Raw genomic sequence first — 16,738 nt, 5'->3', positions numbered from 1 at the left:
GCTCGACCAGCGAAATGGTTGCGCCCACACGTCGTCTCGCTGGGTCTCGACAAGCTCGACCACCGAGATGGTCGCGCCCACGCGTCGGTCGAGCTTGTCGAGACCGCGTGACCTGCGGGATGGTCGCGCCCACGCGTCGGTCGAGCTTGTCGAGACACCGTGACCTGCGGGGTGGTCGCGCCCGCGCGTCGGTCGAGCTTGTCGAGACCGCGTGACCTGCGGGATGGTTGCGCCCATGCGTTGGTCGAGCTTGTCGAGACCCCGCGACCTGTTTGCGCGTCGCGCCCACTCGTCGGGCCACCCCGGCGGGACGGTCGGGCCCGCGGTCAGTCCGAGCCGGGCAGCCCCAGGAACTTGATCGCCGCATCCCGGAACGCCCGGGAGGTGGGCGCGTTGAAGTGGTTGCGTCCGGGGATCTCGAAGAACGCCGCCCGCGGGGTGGCCTCGGCCAGGGCGCGAGAGGCCTCGAGGATGCGGTCCTCGCTGCCGGTGGCGAAGAGCACCCGCTGCTCGGGCGCGTTGGCGGCGTGCGGCTGCGGGCCGTCGCGCATCCCTTCGACCAGGGCGATGAGCGCCTCGAGGTCGTTGTCACGGATGGCGCCGGCCATTTTCAGGTACGCACCGGTGAGCACATCCGTCACCGGGGTGCCCTCGCGCACGAACGCGAGCGCCTCATCGACCCGGAACCGGGTGAGCGGATCGCCATCGGGGATGCCGCCGAAGACCGCGCGGTTGATGCGGGTGGGCATGAATCGGGCGGCGTGCCAGCCGACCCGGGCGCCGAGCGAGTAGCCCACGTAGTCGACCTCGTCGAGCATGAAGGTGTCGAGCACGGTGAGCACGTCGGTGACGAGCAGGTCCATCGAGTAGGCGTCCGAGGAGTGCGGCTTGTCGCTCTGGCCGTGGCCGCGCTGGTCGATCGCGATCACGTGGTAGCCCTCGCGCACGAGGTCGCGGATCCAGCCGGTCGCGTGGAAATTGGCCAGCGCGCTCGAGGCGAAGCCGTGCACCGCGAGCACGGTGGGGGCGTCGGGGTCGCCGAATTCGTAGGTGGCGATCTGCACGTTGTCGGGGGAGATGACAGTGCGGGCGGGCGGGGCTGGGGGAGTATGCATCGGCTCTATTGCACCATACGCCGCGGGCTCGATGCCCGCAGCCACGGCGGGTGCGGTGGGTGCGGTGCCGCTGCAACGGATGCCCGCACATCCGCCCGCCGCCCGCAGCCGGGGTCGTCTGTCCAGGCAGAGAAGCTCGCGAGACGCCGTCGCAGCGGCCGGCGTACCGCGGCGTCTCATGAAATTGCCCGCGTTTATCGGCACCATCTCCGGCGTGAGATCGCAAAACACCCGGTCAGACGGCTGCTCACCCTGCCGGGCAACGGCGAAACACAGACGTAATAAACGGGACACGTCACGGCAACCCGGCGCCCGCAGACTATGAGTGCGACGTAAGCCGTTGCTCACCATCTGAGACACCAATCCTCAGTGGCTCACTCATCGAATTCGATGACGAAGCTATGCACGTCGGTGCTTGATGTGTGCGTTCTGCGCACACCTGAGCACCCGGATTGGTAGCCGGCATCGAGTTCGAGACCTGATCCAGTGGTTCGATGGAGGAACACGATGCTGAAAATTACCATTCTGGTGGGCAACCCCAAGCCCCAGAGCCGCACCCTCAAGCTTGCGGAAACGCTGGTCGACGAGCTGCTCGTCGCCGGTACCTACGACCTGCGGGTCATCGACCTGGCCGAGTACTCGAGCCACATCTTCGAGTGGCCCTCCGCCGAGATGGCCGAGCTCAACCAGGCCGTCGCCGACAGTGACCTGCTCGTCGTCGCCACCCCCACCTACAAGGCCACCTATACGGGCCTGCTCAAGGGCTTCCTCGACCGGTACGCGGCCAACGGCCTGCGCGGCGTCACCGCGATCCCCGTGATGACCGGCGCCGACCTCAGCCACTCGATGGGCCCGGACGTGAACCTGCGTCCGCTGCTCGTCGAGCTCGGCGCGAGCGTGCCCACCAAGGGCCTCTACTTCGTCACCGGACAGATGGAGAAGATGGAGGAGATCGTGGCCGCCTGGGCCGCCGAGAACCTCGCCGTGCTCCGCCTGCTGCAGCCGCTGGTGATGGGCATGCTGGGCAAGAATCCCGAAACGGATGTCGAAACCGCCGCCGGCGCATCCGCCCCCGTCTCGAACGGAGTGAGCGCATGAGTCCCCGCGACCGCACCGACGCAGCGATCGATCTGGACCTGGAACCGACGCTGTCCGCCCAGCCGCTCACCCACACCGAGCGCGACATCGACCTCGACCTGGACATCGTCACGGCCCTCGAACCGACCGATCAGCACGGCCTGCAGACCATCAGCAGCGACCCGAGCGACATCCGCGGGGCGTTCGGCAAGTTCCCCTCCGGGGTGGCCGCGCTCTGCGCCGTGATCGACGGCGAGCCGACCGGTCTCGTGGCCTCGTCGTTCTCGGTGGGCGTCTCGTACGAGCCGCCGCTGGTGCTGTTCTCGGTGCAGAACAGCTCCACCACCTGGCCCGTGCTGCGCCGCGGCGAGCGCATCGGCGTCTCGATCCTGGGCAGCGACCACGGCCGCGAGTGCTACCAGCTGGCCTCCCGCAAGGGCGACCGGTTCGCCAACATCGACACGCGCACCACCGACCTCGGTGCGCTGTTCGTCGAGGGCTCGTCGCTCTGGCTCGACTGCGAGATCTACTCGGAGACCCCCGCCGGCGACCACACGATCGTGCTGCTCGAGGTGAAATCGCTCAAGGTGAGCGACGACCGCGACCCGCTGATCTACCACTCCGCGGCGTTCCGCAGCCTGGTTCCCGCGGAGCCCAAGGCCGCGTAACCGGCTTCGGCCCCCATCGGCCGGCGTGGCACCTCACACCTCGTGCCACGCCGGTTCTTCTTCCGCGCCGGTGCCGTTGCCATCCCCGCGCCACCGTCGTCGCGGACATCGCACCGGCGCGGATGCTGGCGCGCCGCTCAGCGCCGCGCGACTTGCGCCTCCTGCCTCGTCGCTGACTTGCCGCATAACGCCGTTTCCCGGATGTCGAGAGGGCACTTCCCGGCACGTCAGCAAGTACCTTTTTGCCGAGTTGCCGCATGGTGCCCTCTCGTGGGCGCTGAAGGGGCACTTTCCGGCAACTCGCGGATGCGGCCACCGCGCTGGCTACACGCATCCGGCTCGCGACGGCCGTGGCGCGCCGCCGCATCCGCACCGACTAAAGGTGGTCGTGCTCGGCGTGGGCGCGGGGCACCACCGGCACCGCGAGGGCCGGGAAGATCGCCGCAGTGGCGAACGTGAGCGGGTAGCCGACCACGCCGATCAGCGCACCCATCAGCGGCCCCACCAGCGACGCCGCGATGAACTGGCCGGTGTTCTGCACGCCCAGAGCCTTGCCCGACCAGCCCGGGCCAGCCATTTCGGCCACCGAGGTGAACGCCAGCCCGTTCGGCGCCACGGTCACCGTCGTCGCCAGCACGAACACCACGGCGGCGGCGCCCCAGTGCGCGGCATCCACCGCGGCCAGCACGAGCAGGACGCTCGCCACGCTCACCGCCACCCAGCGCAGCGGCCGCACCCGGCTGCCCACCCGGTCGCTGACCACGCCGATCACGATGCGCCCGATCGCGCCCACGAACTGCGCGGCGCCCACCAGCACGCCGGCGGCCAGCGCATCCCACCCCTGGTCGCTCACCAGCCAGACCAGCCCGAAGGTGGAGATGGTGAACTGCGGCACCACCAGCAGAACGGATGCCGCGTGGATGCGCCAGAGGAAACCGCTGGTGCGGTACGGGTTGCGCGCAGGCACGACCGGGGCGCCCACCGGCGGGGCGACGCGGGGCGGGTTGGCCAGCCCGATGGCACAGGCGAGAGCCAGCACCGCGGTGAGCGCGAACGGCACGACCAGGGCGGCGCCCACCCCGGAAGCGGCGGCGATCACCGGGATGGTGACGGCCGCCACGGTGACGCCGAGCGGCTGCGACATCTGGCGGATGCCCATGGCGAGTCCGCGCTTGTGCTTGGGGAACCAGCCCACCACGATGCGTCCGCTGGCGGAGTTGGTGCTCGCCGAGGCCATGCCGCCCAGGAGCAGGAACACACCCAGCGCGATGTAGCCCTCGGACAGGATCGCGCCGCCGGCCGCAAGCGCCGTGAGCAGCAGCCCGCCGGCGATCACCCACTTCTCGCCGATACGGTCGGCCAACGCGCCCCACAGGATGAGCGTGAGCACCATGCCGAAGGTGGGGATGGCGGCGAGCAACCCGGCCTGCGCCAGGGTGAGCCCGCGCTCGGTGTGCAGCAGCGGGATGAGGAACGCCGGGGCGCTCACGAAGACCGTACCGGCGGTCTGCGCGGCCACCCCGAGAGCGAGCACGACCCAGGCGCGAGCGCTGACGATCTGCGTGTCGGTGGTCGGGCTGGCGGTCATGGTGGCTCCTCGAGGGTTCCTGCTAATCTTCTGGTACACCACGGTGGTATACCAAATTGACGAATGCCGCCAGCGCAGCCCGCCCCATCCGCGAACACAGTTCGCGGGAGGGGGTGGGGTTTGAGGAAGGGAATGATGATGACGGCGAACGGGGCCAGCTCGCAGACCGTGCAGCTGTACGACCGGCTGCGGGCGGCCATCCTGTCGCTGCAGCTCGCGCCGGGGGAGCGCCTGACCGAGCGCGGCCTGGAGGCGAGCTTCGACGCGTCCCGCACGCCCGTGCGCGCCGCGCTGGGCCGGCTCGACGCCGAGGGGCTCGTGCAACGCGACGGCCGCGGCTGGATCGTCTCGCCCATCGACCTCGCCGAGATCGGCGCGCTGGCCGAGCTGCGCGAGGCCGTGGAGGCCGCCGCTGTGCGCCTGGCGGTCGTGCGGGCATCCGACGACGACATCGCCGTTCTCGCCGCGGTGCTCGACGCCGCGCGTCCCGCGCGCGCTGTGAGGGCCGACGTGGCGGATGCGCCGACCAGCGGGGATGACGACGCCGAGGAGGGCGTGCGCGCCGGCGGCGACTTCCACGTGGAGCTCAGCCGGCTCTCCGGCAACCCCGTCATGGTCGACGCCGTACGCAATGCCATGACCCGGCTGGCCCGCACCCGGTGGCTCGAGGTGCGCACCCCGGCCGCCCGCGAACAGGCCTGGCGGGAGCACCGCGCGGTGCTCGACGCGCTGGAGGCTCGCGACGCCGACGCCGCCGCCGGGTTACTGACCGACCACATCCGTGGCACCAACGACCGACTGCTCGCCGCGCTCGCCGCCGACACCCGCCGGCTGCGTGGACACGGTCTGGCGATCGTGGCGGATGCGCCGGTGGGCGCCGTTCACTGACGGCCTGCGTCCTGCGGGCAGCGTCCTGCGTCCTGCTTCCTGCGTCCTGCGGGCTGAAGCGGACCCTTGACAGCTCACTTGCTTTTTGCAAGTATCGCTGGCAGCAACGGACACACCAACGGGACTCACTAAGGAGACCATCATGCCCTCAATGTTCGTCAACCTGCCCGTGACCGACTTGGAGCGCGCGAAGGCGTTCTACACGGCGATCGGCTTCACCATCAACCCGGCGTTCTCGGACCACAACGCGGCCTGCGTCGTCGTCGAGGAGGACCACAGCTACTTCATGATTCTGGTGCGGGAGTACTTCCAGACCTTCACCGAACTGCCCATCGGCGACCCGGCGGTGCACCCCACGGCGTCGACCGCGATCTTCCTCGACAGCCGCGAGGCGGTCGACAAGTCGATCGTCGATGGGATCGCCGCCGGCGGAGCGGAGCCGCAGCCGGCCTCGGACTACGGCTTCATGTACCAGCGCCAGCTCACCGACCCCGACGGCAATTCCCTCGAGTTCGGCTGGATGGATCCGGTGGCCGCCGCCCAGGGCCCCGAAGCCTTCGCGGCCCAACAGGCGACTGCGCAGGACTGAGGCACATGGCGGCACGCGACTACGGACAGTACGGCGGCGTCACGCGAGGACTTGAGCTCGTGGGCGAGCGATGGGCGCTGCTCATCGTAAGGGACCTACTCGTGGGGCCGCGCCGCTACGGCGAACTCGCCGCGGGACTCGCCCGGATCCCGAGCAACATCCTGGCGGCCCGGTTGAAGGAACTGCAGGCGGCGGGGATCATTCGCCGGGTGCCGCACTCACGCGTGATCGTCTACGAACTCACCCCGTACGGCCGCGAGCTCGAGCCGGTGGTGCTCGCGCTCGGGGCCTGGGGCTTCAAGGCCCTGGGCGACCCACGCGCCGAGCAGGTCATCACGCCCGACTCGATGACGATGGATCTGCGCACCGCCTTTCGGGCGCACGTGGCGGAGACCCTGCCGGCGACCGCCTACGCGGCCCGGTTCGGGGAAGCCGAGCTGCTGATCCGGGTCGATGGCTCCAGCCTCGACGTGACGCGCGGGGGCTCCAGCCTCGACGTGGCGCGCGGGGACGGCCCCGTCGACCTTGCCTTCGCGGCAGGTCCGGACATCCGCCGGCTCATCTTGGGGGAGCTGGCCCCGGAACGCGCGATCGAAACCGGCGTCGTCGAGGTGCTGCGCGGCCGCCGCGCCCTGCTCACCCGCTTCGCAAGCACCTTCCACCTGGCCGCCTGACCCGGCCCGGGCCCCGGGGCGGGTCCGGTGGAGCGATTCGCGGGCCGGGCGCCGCTGCGCGGGTGGCGCGCAGGGGGCGAAGCGGCGCCGTGCCCGCGCACCCCACCACCAGGTGCCGGACGGCCGTTGCGTGCCGTCGATCCCCACCGAGATCCCCGGTCCGGCCGGCCCTAACTGGTACCGATACGGATATCTGCACCCGGCGCACCGGCACCAGTTGTCCGATCGGGCAACAGTCGTGCGTCGAGGCGCGGGATTGCCGCGCCGGGGCCTGGGCCACGGCCATCCGGTGTGCGCCGTGCCTCGTTATGGGGGTGCCGCCGGGGGCTCCGCTCTCGCTAACCTCAGACCACCGAACGCGGTGGGCGTTTCGCCCGCACTGCTCCCCGGATGGTTTGCACGCCCCGAAGCGGCGCACATTTTGGAGGCAGTCTCTGCACGACCGCCCCGTCCACGCGCAACTCCCGGGCGCAGCCGTGTCCGGGCACGCCCGAAGGAGCACTGTGACCCTGCACCCACCCGCCATGCGCAATCGCGTCGCAGCCCAACTGGTCATCGAACACCTCCTTTCTCGCCAGACCGCGGTGCCGCCGCGCACCCCGGTGGCCCGGCTGTTCGGCAAGTCACCGCTGTGCCCCGAGAGCGTGAGCTGGTACCTGGGCGCACAGGGCGAGATCACCGTGGGCAAGGTGCTGGCCACCCTCCCGCCCGACTGGACCGCCTTCCACGCGGTGCCGATCGGCAAGAACGACACCGACATCGACCACATCCTGGTGGGCCCCGGCGGCATCTTCACTATCAACACCAAGCATCACTGCGGCAAGCACATCTGGGTGGGCACGCGCACCGTGATGGTCTCGGGCCACAAGAAGGCCTACCTGCCCGCCGCCGAACACGAGGCCGAGCGGGTCACCACGGTGCTGCGTGAACGGATGCCTCTGCTCGCGCCCGTGCAACCCGTCATCGCGCTGGTCGACCCCAAGCAGATCACCTTCCGTGACAAGCCCGTGCAGGTGAAAGTCCTCGACGCCCGGGTGCTCCGCCGCTGGCTGCTCAAGCTGCAGCCGGTGCTCAGCGATGACGAGATCGCCGAGGCTGTCGTGATCCTGGACAGCCCGGCCACCTGGCGGCAGCACCCGAGTCCGGCGCCCCACGACGTCATGGCCCGGTTCGCCGCGCTCGACGGCCAGGTGCGCCGCGCGCGCATCCGCCGGGTGAGCTGGTCGATCGTGGCTTCGCTCGGGCTGTGCGGCGGCGCGGTGACCGCGGCCCTGCTGATCGAACAGGCGATGCTGGGCGGCTGACTCAGTCCAACCGGCGCCAGGTGGTCACGCCGGCGGCCACGAGAACCCCGACTATGTATGCAACCAGGTCGAGGGGATCGAAAGCGGTGCCGAGCACGAAACGCGCCGGGGGAAACACTGTGGCGATCTCGACGGGCAGACCGGTGAGCTGGAACAGCTCGATGCTCGCGCAGATCAGGATCGCGATGAAGGCCACCCGCCAGCTGTTCATCCGCACGAGGATGAACGACACGAGCAGGAAGATGAGCACCGCGTAGAGCGCGTCGCCGACCAGATCACCCACGAATCCGACGGTTGCGTAGGTCACGACGAGTCCGGTGATCAGAATCAGACCGGCGGCTGCGGCCAGGGTCAGGCGACGCCGCACAATGAGCTGCGCCGCGGTGGGCTCGACCGGTGCCAGCTCGAGGAGCGGATTGTCGCGCTCGTCGCCCATGCCGAAGATCGGTCTCACGCTGCCGAGGTCCGACGTGCCGATCTTGCGTCCCATAGCCACACCGTATCGTGCCCAAGTGCATGCCAGGCACCGCTCTGGGTTACGAATGTGTTGCGCTGGAGCGCGGCCGACCCTTACCGGGACGGCCCACGCGCGCGGCACCCGGGTCGCGCTCCCCGCGCCCCGGGTTCCAGCCCGCCCTCGTCGAACCTCTGTCGAGCGAAACTCGACGCTGACCGCGTAAATAGCCTCCGATTCCCGCTCAGCGACGGGCCGCGTGCACGAGCGCGCGGGTGGCCGGCGCCACGGTCTCTCCGAGCCGGGCGATGGCGCTCGAGTCGTCCGTAGCGACGATGAACGTGTCGATTCCGTAGCCGAGCGCGAGCTCCGCCAGCCGTTCCGGTTCGGCGTCGTCGGCCGCCACGTTCAGCAGGCGACGGATGCTCGCCGGCTCACGTCCGGCCGCCCGTGCGGCGTCGTCGATGCGGGCGTTGCCCTCGCCGAGCAGCTCCGGCGACGCCAACCGGCCGAGCGAGGGCAGCCAGCCGTCGGCCGTGCTGCCGACGAGCCGCAGCATCCGCGGGCCGTACGCGCCGAGCCAGACCGGAATCGGATGCGCCGGTGCGGGCCCCCGCTTGGCGCCGCTGAGCCGGTAGAACTCGCCGTCGCGAAAGATGCCGCCGCGGGCGTCGGTGTTCCAGATCTCGCGGATCACCCCGATCGCCTCCTCCAGAGCCGACACCGCCTCACCGGGGCTGCGCCGGTCCGCGCCCATGGCCACGATGGCGTCCCAGAACCCGCCGGTGCCCAGCCCCAGGGCCATCCTCCCATCGGTGAGCAGGTCGAGCGACGCGGCCGCCCGGGCGAGCACGGCGGGCGGCCGGAGCGGGAGATTGTGCACATCTCCGGCCAGGTGCACGCGTTCGGTGCGGGCGCCTACCCAGGCGAGCAGAGTCCAGGTGTCGAGAAAACGGGGCTGGTACGGATGGTCCTGGAACGTGACGAGGTCGAGCCCGGCCCGCTCGGTAGCCACGGCCAACGCCACCGTGCCGGCCGGGTCGGCGGCGGAGGGCGTGATGAAGGTGCCGAAACTCAACGGTTTCCCGTAGTCGCCGTTCATGTCATTCTCCCTTTCCGCGCCGGTCTGGCCTTCGCGCAGCCGAGCGGTCGTCTCCGCACGACCGTAGACACGACGGTAGAACCATCCGCCGGCATCGGCACCCCCGTGGGCTCCCGTGGCCCCCTCGACCATGTCGGCGGCCGCTGCTACCGTGCTGGCATGAGCAACACCGAGTCCTCCAACCCTGACGCACCCGTGGTCGGCTGTGTCTTCGTCGGCACCAGCCTCGACGGTTTCATCGCCCGTGAGAACGGTGATTTGGACTGGCTCACCGATGCCGGCGATGCGCTCGGCGAGACCGGCTACGACGAATTCTTCTCCGGGATCGACGCCATGGTGGTCGGCCGCGGCACCTTCGACACCGTGCGCGGTTTTCCCGAATGGCCCTACGCCGGCAAACGGGTGCTCGTGCTCAGCCGCACCCTGTTGCGCCGGGTCGATGCCGAGCAAGAGCCCGACACGACCGTGCACGCTACCCTCGCCGAGGTGATCTCGACGTTGCAGGAGGAGGGGCGCCGCCGGGTGTACGTCGACGGCGGCCGCACGATCCAGAGTTTCCTGCGCGCGGGCCTGATCCGCGAGATCACCATCACCCGGGCGCCTGTGCTGCTCGGGTCGGGCATCCCGCTGTTCGGCCCGCTGGGCACCGATGTGCACCTGCGACACGTGGGCAGCCGGGAACTCGGCGCCGGGTTCACGCAGTCCACCTACGAGGTGCTCTCGGCCGAGTAGCCGGTCACGTTCGTCGAGCCGGTGTGGCGCGATAACCGGCGGCTTGCGGGGTCTCGACGGGCTCGACCGACGAGATGGTTGCGACGCAGGATTGGCCTGAGTTTCGCTGGTTGAGCTTGTCGAAACCCGGCGCCCTGTCTCGCCGGTTGAGCTTGTCGAAACCCGGAGAGGTGTGTTCACAGGTCGGCTCGCGGGGTCTCGACAAGCTCGACCAGCGGCAGTAGCGGTGGGCTCAGCGGATGTGCCCGCCGAACGGTGTGCCTAGCTGATGTGGCCCCGGTCGACGCGTGCCAGCCAGTCCCGCAGCTCGGGCAGCGGAACCGCCTGGCAGTAGAGGTGGCCCTGGGCCGCATCGGTGCCGATCTGCGCCAGCAGCTCCTGCTGGTCCAGCCGCTCGACACCCTCGGCGATGGTGCTGATACCCAGCTTCGCGGTCATCTGCACGATCGCCTCCACCACGGTGTGGTCTACCGAGTTGCTCAGCGCCCCGGCGACGAAGCTCGCATCGAGCTTGACCACGGTGATCGGTAGCGACCGCAGCGTCGCCAGCGATGAGTATCCGGTGCCGAAATCGTCGATGGCGATCTGGATCCCGTGCGTGACGAGGGTCCGCAGCCGCTCCACCGCCGCGATCGACTCCAGCACCACCGTCTCGGTGAGCTCGAGCACCAACCGTTCGGCGGGCAGCCCGCTGTCGGCCAGGCACCAGAGCACCGAGTCCACGAAGTGGTCGGACTCCAGCTCCCGCGCCGAGACGTTCACCTGCACCGTCATGGGTACGCCAGGCCGGGACTCCGGCCAGGTCACCGCATCCGTGCAGGCGCGCCGCAGCACGAACGCGCCCACGCCGAGGATCGCGCCGGTGGACTCCGCCAGCGGAATGAACTCAGCCGGCCGCAGCAGCCCGCGCTCCGGGTGCTGCCAGCGCACGAGCGCTTCGGCGCCGGTGCAGTGCAGATCGGTGAGCGACACGATCGGCTGGTAGTGCACGACGAGTTCGCCGCCGCCGGCCGCGCGGCCTAGCTGGCGTTCGAACGACACCAGGGTCGACTCGTTCTGCAGCAGGCCCGGCTGGTACAGCTGCACCTGGCCCTTGCCGTTGGCCTTTGCGGTGTACATCGCCACGTCGGCCTGGTGCACGAACTCGTCCAGGTCGATGTCGGGGATGGCGGTGGCCACGCCAACGCTGGCGCCCACCCGGCAGGGCCGGCCGTTCACGATGATCGGCGCGGCCAGCGAGTCCACCATGCGCTGCGCGATCGCGGCAGCCGCGGCATCCGTGGTGCCGGTGAGCACCACCGCGAACTCATCGCCGCCGAGCCGGGCGCAGATGTCCTGCGGCCGGGTGCAGTGCCGCAACCGATCGGCCACCTCGGTGAGCACGGTGTCGCCGGCGCGGTGCCCCATCTGGTCGTTGACGTCTTTGAAGTCGTCGAGGTCGAGAAACAGAACGTGCAGGCCGCCGGATGCGTTGTGGCGGGCAAGCTGCACGCCCAACTGGTTCGTGAACGAGAGCCGGTTGTCCAGCCCGGTCAGGGTATCCCGCAGCGCCTGCGCGGTGAGTTGGTGGTGCGACAGGCTGTTGCGCAACGCCAGGTTCACCTGGTTCACCAGGCTGCGCACCGAGGTGATGGTGCCCTCCGGGATGCGTTTGGGCGCGCCCACGAGCAGCCACGCGTCCTCGTCCTGTTCGGTCAGCGGCACCCCCACCCAGATGAGAGTGGCTCCGACGGCGTCGTTGAGCGGGCCGGGACGCACGATCTGCACGGCCTGATCGGAACCGGTTGTTCTCAGCACCTCGGCCGGCAGCGTCGACGGCTGCGTGGCGAAGTCGCCTGTGAGGGCGTCCACCTGCAGCGCGTCGCCGGTGCTGACGACCTTGAGCACCCGGAGTCCCGGGGTGCACTCGCCGAGTTCGGTGGCGGTGGTCCAGGCCAGGGCGCGGATCTGGGCGGCATCCGTGATGCCGAGCAGCCGTGCGCCGGTCTCGGTGAGGGCCTTGTCGCGTTCGATGGCCCAGTCGTGCGACTGCAGCCCGGTGCGCAATTGTCCGGCCACGAGGATGGTCAGCAGCATGATCGAGAGTGTGCCGGCCTGCCGGGTCCAGTCCGGGGAGGTGGCGTGGGCGGACAGCAACGGCCACAGCGCGGTGATCGCCACGATCGCCGCCGAATACAGCACTCCGCGGGCCACGGACCGCCACGCCGAACCGTAGAGCGTGCGCAGCCACGCGGCCGCGAAGATGAGCGGGGCCGCCGCCGAGGGCACCGGCCCGGCCAGGGCGAACGCGGTGAGCGCGACAGCGTCGACCACCTCGAGCGCGAACGGAACCTGCTGTCGCAGGAACCCGTAGACCCAAGACCCCACCAGCGCCAGAACGGATGCGACCGCCAACAGCAGCGCCAGCGGGCTCACGGTGACCATGGGCAGCAGCGCCGGCACGCTGACCGCCAGCGATAGCAGGCCCAGCCAGGTGAACAGCCAGCGGGTGCCCTGCAGGATGCCGGTGGGCCGGCGCCACAGGGTGCGTCCGGCTGTGGTCGAGCCGGTCCGGCGGAGCCTGTTTTCCGTGCCGGTTTGCGCGACTGCGACCATCCGAGTGTGTCCTTATCGTGCTGAACTGCCGGCAAAGTGGCTGGGTGCGCACCGACATGTTCGTCGAACGTAGCAGTGAGTCGCGCTCAGTGTTTGGTCCCGCGCCGTGTCGCCGGCCCACTGGCAGAACCGGCCCTGGGCGGCGTCTTAGGGGACCCGGTAGCTGAGACCCACGAGCGTCAGCACGTACAGCACGGCGCCCGACGCGAGCAGCAGGTTCACCAGCCACACCCACAGCGGGGCGGACCCGAGCCCGGCATGTCGGCGCAGCACCACGGTGCGGGCGATGAGGTATGCCGGCGCGCCGAGCAACGACCAGGCCCAGTGCGCCACGGTGCGATGCCGCCAGATGCGGAGACGCAGCACATCCCGTTGGGCCGCCGCCAGGGTGAGCAGGAACGGCAGCAGCACCGCGCCGAGCTGCCACCACCAAGCGGCCGGCGACACCGCCACCAGCATGAGCGCCGCGAAGGCGGTCAGCAGGGAGATCCAGGGCATGAACGCGATCAGCCACACGGATGCGCTGCTCCAGCGGCTGGGGATGTCGAGGTACCGGTCGGCGGGGATCTCCCGATCGGCCGGCTGCGCGGACATGCGGTACCCGAACCGGTCCTCGGACGGGTCCGACTCCCGGTCCCAGCCGTAGCTGGTGATGGGCGCGATCCGCGGCACCGGCGGCGGCAGCGCCCGCGTGGCATCCGCCTGCTCGTCCAGCAGGCGGCGCTCGCGCCGGGTCAGCGGGCGGTCCGGGTCCGCGTCTGGGAAGGCATCCGTGGCAGAGGTGCGTGGCGAGGCATCCGGGTCGGGGGACGCATCCGAGGTGCCGGGCGGCGCATCCGTGTCGACGCTGTCGCGCCCGCTGGTCTGCCGACGGTCGTCGCCGACCGACGGCCGGGGGTCGGGATCGGCCCGGTGCTCGACCATGGGCGCGCAGTGGTCGGTCCAGTCCAGGCCGCTCCACCAGCGCAGCTGGCCACCGTCGCCGGGGTCGACATACCACCCGGCCGGAGCCACGTATCCCGGATGCTCGCCCACCTGATCCCCCGATCGGGCGTTTGCCCACCCTCCAGAGTGGCTGCCGCGGACCCCGGGCGCTCACCCCAGTGCGGGGCGGGGCGGGTCAGCAGGTGATGGTCTGGATGCCCGCGAACTCCGCCGCCGTGCTGACACCCTCCTCCACGATCAGGAAGGGGACCTCCGCTTGTGCGGCCACCTGCCTGGTGGTGGTGCGGGTGGCCACACCGTCGGGGGTGTCGGAGAAGCCCACGGTCACGGTCGCGACGGGACAGTCCGCCCGGGTCGTGACCGACCAGACCCAACAGCCGAACTCCGAGGTGCAGTTCGCCATCAGGGTCGCGTGGTCTACCACCGGCAGCACGGATGCCTTCAGCATCATGTCGGTAGCGGCCTCAACCGGCGGTGGAGCCAGCACCTGGGTGATGCCAGGGGAGAGCTGGTCGCTCAGCAGCATCGCCAGGTACGCGCCCACCCCGAGCACCCCCACCACCGCGACGAGCACCAGCCACGGCGTGCGGGAACGCCGGGGCGCGGGGCGCCAGGGCTCGCCGGTGGCTCCGGGCGGAGCCGGGGGAGCCCAGTCCCGCGGCCCGCTGGGCCGTGCGGGATACACGCGTGTCGTCGGATCGCCGGGTTGTCCTAAGGGGTTCGCGTAGACCCAGGAGGCGGCATCCCTGGCGCGAACGTAGTCGGCAAAGCTCATGGTGCGTGCCTGGCGTGGCAACGGTTCGCTATTTTCGGCGCCGACGCGCGAGTCGCTTGGCCGGCTGGAATGCCGACCCTGTTGTGCTGTCTGGCCTGCGCCAGACGGCCGTCCGGGCCGAGGGGCACTGGCGGCGCGAGCCGCGGACGCAGACCGTGCGGCGTCGTCGGCTATTCGTCGGTGCAACGCCTCCCGGGCATCGCAGACCCGGATGAAGACGGCGCTCGCCGCCGCTTGCTCGGCCTGGGAGGATCCGGCGAACCGGTCTGGGTGGCAGACCCGCGCCCGCAGTCTGAATGCCCGGTCCACCTCCGCGCGAGTCGCCATCGGCCCGACCTCCAGTAGCGCCGCGGCGGTCTCCACCGACATCCGTACCGGCCGCATCAGTCGTCGCCGTTGGAACGTAGGTATTGCTCGTAGTGCTCGCGGTCGGACTGGATTCTGACCCTCTCCGCGCCCTCGCGGACGTTCACCAGCAGCGCGTCCTGGATCCGTCGTGACGACGCGCGAGCTTGGGTGAGTTGCAACAGCGCTGCCAGAATCAGTCCTCCGGCCAGGACGCGAAGCACGGGCGATTGCTCAATGGGTGAGAACAGCGGTGGCAGCACGGGCTGGAGGACACCAGCCGTTGTCACCACGATCCCGCCCAACAGGGCGATGACACCCAGCGAAGCCGAACGGCGGGCACGGCGCAGGTAGGGGCGCGCCATCCGTTGCCAGGCCGCCTCGTTGCGGCTCCAGAATGTCCAGCGCGGCGGCGAGTGCGGGCAGCCGGGTACGGGCACCCAGCCCGGCGGCGGTTGCCAGCCCAGGTGGGTGTTCACCCACTCGAGGGTGGGCGTGGGCCAGCCGGGTGGACCGTGAAAGACCAGTGGTAGGTGCTCGGCAGCGGTCTGCGCAGTGGGCGTGGTCGACACCCGCCGAGGCTAGCGGTGTGCACCAGGCGGCGCCAGAACCCCGTCCGGGGCGGGACCGCGTCTCGTTCAGAGGCAATAGCGGGATTAATAGGACGTTCTCGCGCAGAAGGTCCTCATAACCGACCGATCTCCTCATAATCCGGCGATGCCCGGCGCCGATCCCGAGCCGCTCGGCTCACGCCCGAGCGCTAGAGCAGATTGGCCAGCACCACGAGAACCAGCAGCACCACAACGGGGACTGCCCAGATCAGCGCCCGCGCGCCCAGAGACATCCGCAGTCGACGCCCGGGCTTGGCCACCGTCGCGGCCGGAGCGGCAGCGGCACCTGCCGTCGCCTCCGCGCCCACGGTCGAGCCGGGCGTAACCTCTGGCAGCCGGTCGTCTCGCCAGCGCTCCCACCGGGCAATCTTGTCGCTGAGCGCGGATGTCGCATCCGCCAGCCCTTGCCAGGTCCCCGGATTCAGGGTGACCACGTCGCGTCTGGTGACGAAGAACAGCCAGTCGTCGATGATCTCCACATCGAAGCCGCGAACCCGGTCGATGAGGCGGGCCATCACGTCAGGGGTGAAGAGGTAGAGCGCATCCCGCTCGTACTCAGCGGGGCAGTACAGCGTGAAGTGGTCATCGAAGTTGCCCTCCAGCGAAAGGCGCTGGCTGCTGGCGGGCAGTGTCGCCGCGGAGAAGAGGGGACCGCCGCGCGCCTGCAGAACGATGTGCGGCAGGGATGTGGTCAGTCGCACGGCGCAGAAACCACCGAACTGCGTGTTCCGGCTTCCGGCCGGGCCGGTGCGTAGCTCGTAATTGGCGAACTCGAGCGAGCGCGGTGACGCCGTGCGCATCACTCGAGTGAGCGAGAGGGACCCCCGGTCGGCCCACGGTGTGAGGTGTGCGCCGGAGAGCGGTCCGGGCCGATAGGTCATGACGTTCTGGGCCGCGAACCGGGCCAGCCGGTAGTGCCTCATCGGGGTGCCCCGGCGCGTGGTGGTGCGGACGTAGAACCAGGCCAGCACAATGCCCGCGATCAGTAGCAGGCCGCCGATGACGGACATGCCCAGCAGCTGACCGACCATGTCCGGCCTGCCCTCGTCGACCTCTTGCGACACCCCCGTGGCCAGGGCGAGTAGGCCGATGACCGCGGCGGCGCCACCCACGAAAGCGGCCACCCGCCGCGCCGGGGTGAACGGGCTCCGCACCGATGGATGCTGGTCGGCGAACGGGCGGTACCACCGGCGCACTGCGCGGCGGCTGACCCGCTCGGTGAGCGCCTGGGTGCGAAACGTCGTCGTGCTGTGCTCGGTCACCGGCATCCGTCCCA

Annotated in this window: 16 protein-coding genes; 7 read left to right on the top strand and 9 right to left on the bottom strand. The window is 70.2% G+C overall.

What is annotated here, in order from left to right; all coding sequences use genetic code 11:
• Positions 1 to 326: 326 nt before the first annotated feature.
• A complete protein-coding gene (locus PA27867_RS13415) occupies positions 327 to 1,115 on the bottom strand; it encodes an alpha/beta fold hydrolase (protein WP_066597132.1) in 789 nt (262 codons plus the stop codon).
• Between the two features lie 507 nt (positions 1,116 to 1,622).
• Here PA27867_RS13415 and PA27867_RS13410 point away from each other — a divergent pair.
• Both PA27867_RS13410 and PA27867_RS13405 read left to right on the top strand, forming a co-directional pair.
• Entirely contained in the window at positions 1,623 to 2,213 is a 591-nt protein-coding gene (locus PA27867_RS13410) for an NADPH-dependent FMN reductase (protein ID WP_084021144.1), read from the top strand.
• Entirely contained in the window at positions 2,210 to 2,860 is a 651-nt protein-coding gene (locus tag PA27867_RS13405) for a flavin reductase family protein (protein WP_084021142.1), read from the top strand. Before PA27867_RS13410 ends, PA27867_RS13405 begins: the two co-directional genes overlap by 4 nt.
• A 376-nt stretch (positions 2,861 to 3,236) precedes the next feature.
• Here PA27867_RS13405 and PA27867_RS13400 read toward each other — a convergent pair whose 3' ends face one another.
• On the bottom strand, positions 3,237 to 4,448 hold the full coding sequence (locus tag PA27867_RS13400; RefSeq protein WP_066597130.1) for an MFS transporter: 1,212 nt from the start codon (positions 4,446 to 4,448) through the stop codon (positions 3,237 to 3,239).
• 132 nt (positions 4,449 to 4,580) lie between these two features.
• Here PA27867_RS13400 and PA27867_RS13395 point away from each other — a divergent pair, with 132 nt between their 5' ends.
• The 4 genes from PA27867_RS13395 (at position 4,581) to PA27867_RS13380 (ending at position 7,903) form a co-directional block, all read left to right on the top strand.
• Entirely contained in the window at positions 4,581 to 5,336 is a 756-nt protein-coding gene (locus PA27867_RS13395; protein ID WP_236900710.1) for a GntR family transcriptional regulator, read from the top strand.
• A 142-nt stretch (positions 5,337 to 5,478) separates the two neighbouring features.
• Positions 5,479 to 5,925, top strand: a complete 447-nt coding sequence (locus tag PA27867_RS13390; protein WP_066597128.1) for a VOC family protein — start codon at positions 5,479 to 5,481, stop codon at positions 5,923 to 5,925.
• A 5-nt stretch (positions 5,926 to 5,930) separates the two neighbouring features.
• Positions 5,931 to 6,599 carry a winged helix-turn-helix transcriptional regulator gene (locus PA27867_RS13385; RefSeq protein WP_066597123.1) on the top strand — a complete coding sequence of 223 codons (669 nt, stop codon included), beginning with the start codon at positions 5,931 to 5,933 and terminating at the stop codon, positions 6,597 to 6,599.
• Between the two features lie 503 nt (positions 6,600 to 7,102).
• Positions 7,103 to 7,903 (top strand): nuclease-related domain-containing protein, encoded by an 801-nt coding sequence (locus PA27867_RS13380; protein ID WP_167550844.1) that lies wholly within the window; start codon positions 7,103 to 7,105, stop codon positions 7,901 to 7,903.
• Position 7,904: 1 nt separating this feature from the next.
• Here the strand turns inward: PA27867_RS13380 and PA27867_RS20290 are convergent, their stop codons facing one another.
• Both PA27867_RS20290 and PA27867_RS13375 read right to left on the bottom strand, forming a co-directional pair.
• Positions 7,905 to 8,393, bottom strand: coding sequence for a DUF2809 domain-containing protein (locus PA27867_RS20290; RefSeq protein ID WP_084021138.1), 489 nt, complete (start codon positions 8,391 to 8,393; stop codon positions 7,905 to 7,907).
• A 208-nt stretch (positions 8,394 to 8,601) separates the two neighbouring features.
• A complete protein-coding gene (locus PA27867_RS13375; protein ID WP_066599924.1) occupies positions 8,602 to 9,459 on the bottom strand; it encodes an LLM class flavin-dependent oxidoreductase in 858 nt (285 codons plus the stop codon).
• Positions 9,460 to 9,618: 159 nt separating this feature from the next.
• Here PA27867_RS13375 and PA27867_RS13370 point away from each other — a divergent pair, with 159 nt between their 5' ends.
• Positions 9,619 to 10,191 (top strand): dihydrofolate reductase family protein, encoded by a 573-nt coding sequence (locus PA27867_RS13370; protein WP_066599921.1) that lies wholly within the window; start codon positions 9,619 to 9,621, stop codon positions 10,189 to 10,191.
• A gap of 261 nt (positions 10,192 to 10,452) precedes the next feature.
• On the opposite strand, the gene PA27867_RS13365 is transcribed toward PA27867_RS13370, so the two are convergent.
• The 5 genes from PA27867_RS13365 to PA27867_RS13345 all read right to left on the bottom strand — a co-directional run bounded on the left by PA27867_RS13365 (position 10,453) and on the right by PA27867_RS13345 (position 16,724).
• Positions 10,453 to 12,786, bottom strand: a complete 2,334-nt coding sequence (locus tag PA27867_RS13365; protein ID WP_066597122.1) for a putative bifunctional diguanylate cyclase/phosphodiesterase — start codon at positions 12,784 to 12,786, stop codon at positions 10,453 to 10,455.
• A 147-nt stretch (positions 12,787 to 12,933) separates the two neighbouring features.
• Positions 12,934 to 13,821, bottom strand: a complete 888-nt coding sequence (locus PA27867_RS13360) for a DUF2510 domain-containing protein (protein WP_066597121.1) — start codon at positions 13,819 to 13,821, stop codon at positions 12,934 to 12,936.
• 85 nt (positions 13,822 to 13,906) lie between these two features.
• Positions 13,907 to 14,506: a hypothetical protein gene (locus tag PA27867_RS13355; RefSeq protein ID WP_157109230.1), complete on the bottom strand. Its 600-nt coding sequence runs from the start codon at positions 14,504 to 14,506 to the stop codon at positions 13,907 to 13,909.
• Positions 14,507 to 14,889: 383 nt separating this feature from the next.
• Entirely contained in the window at positions 14,890 to 15,330 is a 441-nt protein-coding gene (locus PA27867_RS13350) for a hypothetical protein (protein ID WP_157109229.1), read from the bottom strand.
• Positions 15,331 to 15,611: 281 nt separating this feature from the next.
• Positions 15,612 to 16,724, bottom strand: a complete 1,113-nt coding sequence (locus tag PA27867_RS13345) for a hypothetical protein (RefSeq protein WP_084021136.1) — start codon at positions 16,722 to 16,724, stop codon at positions 15,612 to 15,614.
• Between the last annotated feature and the right edge of the window lie 14 nt (positions 16,725 to 16,738).

Source organism: Cryobacterium arcticum, from assembly GCF_001679725.1.
Lineage (GTDB): Bacteria > Actinomycetota > Actinomycetes > Actinomycetales > Microbacteriaceae > Cryobacterium > Cryobacterium arcticum_A.
The sequence above is the reverse complement of the archived record's forward strand: the minus strand, read 5'-3'. Positions and strand labels throughout refer to the sequence as shown.